The following is a 4,483-nucleotide window of genomic DNA, read 5'->3' on the forward strand; positions in this document are numbered from 1 at the left end:
CGGACGCGCCGGAGGCGGCCTGTTTGGGCGCATTGGCCACCTTGGTCGGCGCCACGAAGGGCGGCGGCGACACTTCAAAGGTGACGCAATAGTCCATGCTGGCCTCTTCGAAATCCTTCTCGCGGTTTTGCAGGCGCAGCAGTTCGAGATAGAGCAGCCAGGGCGCTTCGCCTTCGTCGCGGCGGCCCACGTCGAGGATGGCGCGTACCTGCGTCGCCAGTTCGGCCGCAGCGGCCACGATCAGCTCGCGCTGGCCAGCCTGGGCTTTGCGCAGGGCGTCCAGCAGCAGTCCGCAGCCTTCCGGTGCGACACCGTTGACGCGGCTGAAGTCGAAGCGCAGCGGCAGGCGGCTTGGGGCCGTATCCACCTTGGCCAGCTGGACGGCGATGCTGCTATCCAGCACGCCGGCTACGGCCACGGTCGGCGTCAGGCCCGTGTAGCCGGCGCCGGCAGCGGCAGGCGCTTCGGCCGGCAGCGGCGCCCAGGACGGCGGCGAGGTTTCAAATTTGCTGGCGTAATCGATGGACAGGTCGTCGAACGCCATCTGGTCGTTCAGCACCTGGTACAGATCGAACAGCATCCACCACGGCGTGCGGTCCTGCGTGGCGCCGGACTCGCGCAGACTGGCGGCCAGGATCTGGCGCGCGGCATCGGTCTGGCCGTTGGCGTACAGGATGGCGATTTCCTCGACGATGGGCGCGCTTTCGGCCGCAGCGGCCTCCAGCGGGGTTTCGTCGTCGCCCAGCAACTCGGTGGTGTGCTGGTCGAGCATGGGCAGGGTATTGCCGTTGGCGGTTGCCGTAGCCGGAAGGTTGGGGCGAGGCCGTTTCCAGGCCGGCTCCGGCTCGTTGAAGATGTCAGCCGCCATCGCCGCCTCAATGGCGTCGATCTTCATGGCGGTGGCACGGGCGATATCGCGCTGCAACTCCGTTTGCGCGGAGGCGCGCTGGCGTTCCAGTTCGCTGTCCGCGGCCAGACGTGCGGCGGCCTCGTCATCCTCGACGATTTCGCCAGCCTTGTTCTTTTTGAAAATCGAAAAAAGTCCCATGGGACTGTTAGTGTATCTCAGAGGCAAAAAAAAGCACGCCACGGCGTGCTTTTTTCGTCAACAGTGCGCTTAGTCGCCGTACAGCTTCTGTTTCAGCTCGCGGCGTTGCTGCGCTTCCAGGGACAGGGTTGCGGTCGGACGCGCGATCAGGCGGGGAATGCCGATCGGCTCGCCCGTTTCCTCGCACCAGCCGTAGTCACCATTGTCGATGGCGATCAGCGATTGCTGCACTTTCTTCAGCAGCTTGCGCTCGCGGTCGCGGGTACGCAGTTCCAGTGCGTGCTCTTCCTCGATGGTGGCGCGGTCGGCAGGGTCTGGCACCAGCACGGTTTCGCGCAGGTGTTCAGTGGTTTCGCCGGCATTTTTGAGCAATTCCTTTTCCAGCGCTTGGAGTTTGGCTTTGAAAAACGCCTGCTGGGCCGGATTCATATAGTCCTTATCGCTCATCTTCAGAATTTCTTCTTCGGTGAGGATTGGAGCTTCTGCTGCGGCGGGGGTCGATTTGTTTGCTTTTGTCATGACTTCGCTTACCTTCGATACGACAGAGTTTTCAAATTGCAGCGTTACGGCTCAAAAAAAACGTCTTAGTTTATACCAAACATTGTTCAAGACCGCCAATAAAGATGTCTTTTGGAAGATTTTTGCCAATAAACACCATTTTGCTTCCACGTGTCTCGTTTTCGCCCCATTTTGCACCCAGGTCGCTCCCCATCAACTGGTGTACGCCCTGGAATACAACTTTCCTTTCTGCGCCCTGCATCAACAATACGCCTTTGTAGCGCAACATGCGAGGGCCGTACACATTGACGAGTCCGCCCAGGAATTCATCCAGCTTGGCGGGATCGAACGGACGTTCACTTTTAAACACAAAGGCGGCAATTTCATCCGTGTGATGGGCATGGTGGTGGTCATGCGCATGGCTGGGGTGATTGCAGTGTTCGCCGTGCTCGTGGTCGTGATCGTGGTGATCGTGGTCGTGTTCCTCGGCTTGCAGGAAGTCGGGATCGATTTCCAGCTTTTCGTTCAGGTTGAAGCCGCGCAGATCCAGCACCTCGGTGATCGGGGCGCGGCCGAAGTCGCTCTTGCCGATCGGGGCGCGCGGATTGATGCGCTTCAGACGCGCGATCAGTTCCGCGATCGCCGCTTCATCGACCAGGTCGGTTTTCGACAGCAGGATCTTGTCGGCGAAGCCCACCTGGCGCTGGGCTTCTTCGTTGTCGTCCAGCTGCTGCATGGCGTGGCGCGCGTCGACTACGGTAACGATGGCGTCCAGCAGGTAGTGGCTGCCCACTTCTTCATCCATGAAAAAGGTCTGGGCCACTGGGCCAGGATTCGCCAGGCCGGTGGTTTCAATCACCACGCGGTCAAATTGGATTTCACCGGCAGCGCGTTTTTTCGCCAGATCGGTCAGGCCGATAATCAGGTCGCCGCGCACGGTGCAGCAAATGCAGCCGTTATTCATTTCAACGATTTGCTCGCGGCTTTCCTGCACGAGAATTTCGTTGTCGATGTTTTCCTGGCCAAATTCGTTTTCGATGACGGCAATGCGCATGCCGTGCTGCTCTTGCAGAATGCGGTTCAGCAGCGTGGTTTTGCCTGCGCCGAGAAAGCCGGTCAGGATGGTAGTAGGAATCAGTGCCATGTTCAGCTCGCCGCTTTAAGAATCGGACGATTATGCATGAATTTCTTTAACACTGGCAAACGCGGCAATTGATATACATCAAGTAGGGCGGATCATCAATCCGCCTTATTTGATTTTAGCTCTCGGGTGCGCCTTGTCATAGACCAGCGCCAGATGCTGGAAATCCAGGGCCGTGTAGACCTGGGTCGAGGTGATGCTGGCATGCCCCAGCATTTCCTGCACCGCGCGCAAATCGCCGGACGATTGCAGAACATGCGAGGCAAAGCTGTGGCGTAGCATGTGCGGGTGCACATGCACCGGCGTGCCTGCGGCCAGGCTGTGCGTCTTCAGGCGCATCTGGATCACGCGCGGCGATACGCGCGTGCCACGCTCGCTGAGGAAGAGGGCGTGGCTGCCATCGGTTGGCGGCTGGCGCACGGCCAGCCAGGCGGTGATGGCCTCCAGCGCGGCGCTGCCGACCGGCACGCGGCGCATCTTGCCGCCTTTACCGGTCACCACCACTTCTGCGTTGTCGCGCTCAAACCAGCCCACCGATGCGGGATGGCCGGCCTCCGCCTTGCGGTAGTGCACATCGAGACCCGCCAGTTCGGACACGCGCAGGCCACTGGAATACAGCAGCTCGAACATGGCCTTGTCGCACAGGCGGGCGGGCGCGTTGGAGTCGGCGCGCGGAATAGCGGGATTGACCAGATTGACGGCGTCGTCGACTGACAGCGCCTTGGGCAGGGTCTTGGCGCGCTTGGGCGGTTTCACGCCTTCGACGGGATTGGCGCTGACACCGCCATTGCGTCCCAGCCATTCGAAGAAACCGCGCCAGCCGGACAGCTTGCGCGCAATCGAGCGCCCATCCAGCCCGCGCGAATGCAGTTGGGCCGTGTAGCGGCGCACATCGAATTGGGTGAGGCCGGCCCAGTCCTTGTCGCCGGACAGCTGGGCCAGTTCGCGCAGGTCGCGGCCGTAAGCGGCGACCGTGTGCGCGGACAGTTTGCGCTGGGTGGCCAGGTGCGTCAGGTACGCATCGGCCGCGTCCAGCTTGCTGCTCATAGTCAGTCCTGCAGCTGGGCCAGTGCGACGCTGGCCGTTTCGCCGATGTGGACCAGGAAGTCGGTCGCCATCAGCGAAGTGAAGCGTTCCGGATCGGGCGAGCCCATCACCAGCAGACCGAAGGCCGCGCCTTTCACGCCCGGCTTGCGCAGCGGCAGGATCACCACGGACTTGATGTGCTCGGCATCTGCCAGCCAGCGCGCAGCTTCGAAATCGTTATTGCCGCCGCAGTAAGGCGCCATCAGGCTGTTGGCGAACAGGCGCGCATCTTCGCTGGCGTCGCCTGCGAACCATTCGCCGGCGTAGTCTTCGGCGACGTTGAACAGGCGCAGCGTGGCTTGCGGCACGTGGAAGCTGTTCATCAGGCCTTCGGTCACGGCGCTCGGCAGGTCGGCGATGTCGCGCACTTGCAGCAGCGCCTGGTTCCAGCTGTGGAAGCGGTTGGCGATGGTCGCGTTTTCCTGGGCGTGGCGGGTCAGTTCCGACAGGCGCAGTTCCAGCGCTTTATATTTGTCGCGCATGACTTCCATCTGACGCTCCTGCAGCGACACGGCGCGGCCGGTCAGAGGACTGGAGAGCTTCACGTCGCCCAGCAAATTGGCGTGTTCTTCGAAGAAGTGCGGGTGGTCGGCCAGGTATTGCGCGACGGCGGCGGAATCCAGGATAGCGGTCATTGTTTAGTACATCTAGTTATGGCAAGCCACATTCTAACCCGAACCCAGGGTCAGACCCTCGGGTCTGATCCCGGG

5 protein-coding genes are annotated in these 4,483 nt (G+C 61.4%); all 5 read right to left on the reverse strand.

All coding sequences use genetic code 11. The annotated features are described in order from the left end of the window. A partial coding sequence (locus AB4Z11_RS24050) for an STAS domain-containing protein (protein WP_442028196.1) occupies positions 1 to 1,048 on the reverse strand: 1,048 nt, incomplete at its 3' end. Between the two features lie 69 nt (positions 1,049 to 1,117). Next, positions 1,118 to 1,567, reverse strand: a complete 450-nt coding sequence (dksA, locus tag AB4Z11_RS24055) for an RNA polymerase-binding protein DksA (RefSeq protein ID WP_442028197.1) — start codon at positions 1,565 to 1,567, stop codon at positions 1,118 to 1,120. Between the two features lie 70 nt (positions 1,568 to 1,637). Further along, the gene (locus AB4Z11_RS24060; RefSeq protein WP_442028199.1) at positions 1,638 to 2,690 is read right to left on the reverse strand and encodes a CobW family GTP-binding protein; all 1,053 of its coding nucleotides are present in this window, start codon (positions 2,688 to 2,690) and stop codon (positions 1,638 to 1,640) included. Between the two features lie 105 nt (positions 2,691 to 2,795). Then, complete coding sequence (locus AB4Z11_RS24065; protein WP_442028200.1) at positions 2,796 to 3,734, reverse strand: tyrosine recombinase XerC; 939 nt, start codon at positions 3,732 to 3,734, stop codon at positions 2,796 to 2,798. A 2-nt stretch (positions 3,735 to 3,736) separates the two neighbouring features. Continuing rightward, the gene (locus tag AB4Z11_RS24070) at positions 3,737 to 4,408 is read right to left on the reverse strand and encodes a DUF484 family protein (protein WP_442028202.1); all 672 of its coding nucleotides are present in this window, start codon (positions 4,406 to 4,408) and stop codon (positions 3,737 to 3,739) included. Between the last annotated feature and the right edge of the window lie 75 nt (positions 4,409 to 4,483).

Origin of the sequence: Pseudoduganella sp. RAF53_2, assembly GCF_052113985.1 — a bacterium.
In the GTDB taxonomy this organism is placed as follows: domain Bacteria; phylum Pseudomonadota; class Gammaproteobacteria; order Burkholderiales; family Burkholderiaceae_D; genus Rugamonas.

Bases quoted from the DNA above. Each gene is read 5' to 3' on its own strand.
- AB4Z11_RS24070 (WP_442028202.1), bottom strand. From the start codon at position 4,408: ATGACCGCTATCCTGGATTCCGCCGCCGTCGCGCAATACCTGGCCGAC.
- dksA (WP_442028197.1), bottom strand. From the start codon at position 1,567: ATGACAAAAGCAAACAAATCGACCCCCGCCGCAGCAGAAGCTCCAATC.
- AB4Z11_RS24060 (WP_442028199.1), bottom strand. From the start codon at position 2,690: ATGGCACTGATTCCTACTACCATCCTGACCGGCTTTCTCGGCGCAGGC.
- AB4Z11_RS24065 (WP_442028200.1), bottom strand. From the start codon at position 3,734: ATGAGCAGCAAGCTGGACGCGGCCGATGCGTACCTGACGCACCTGGCC.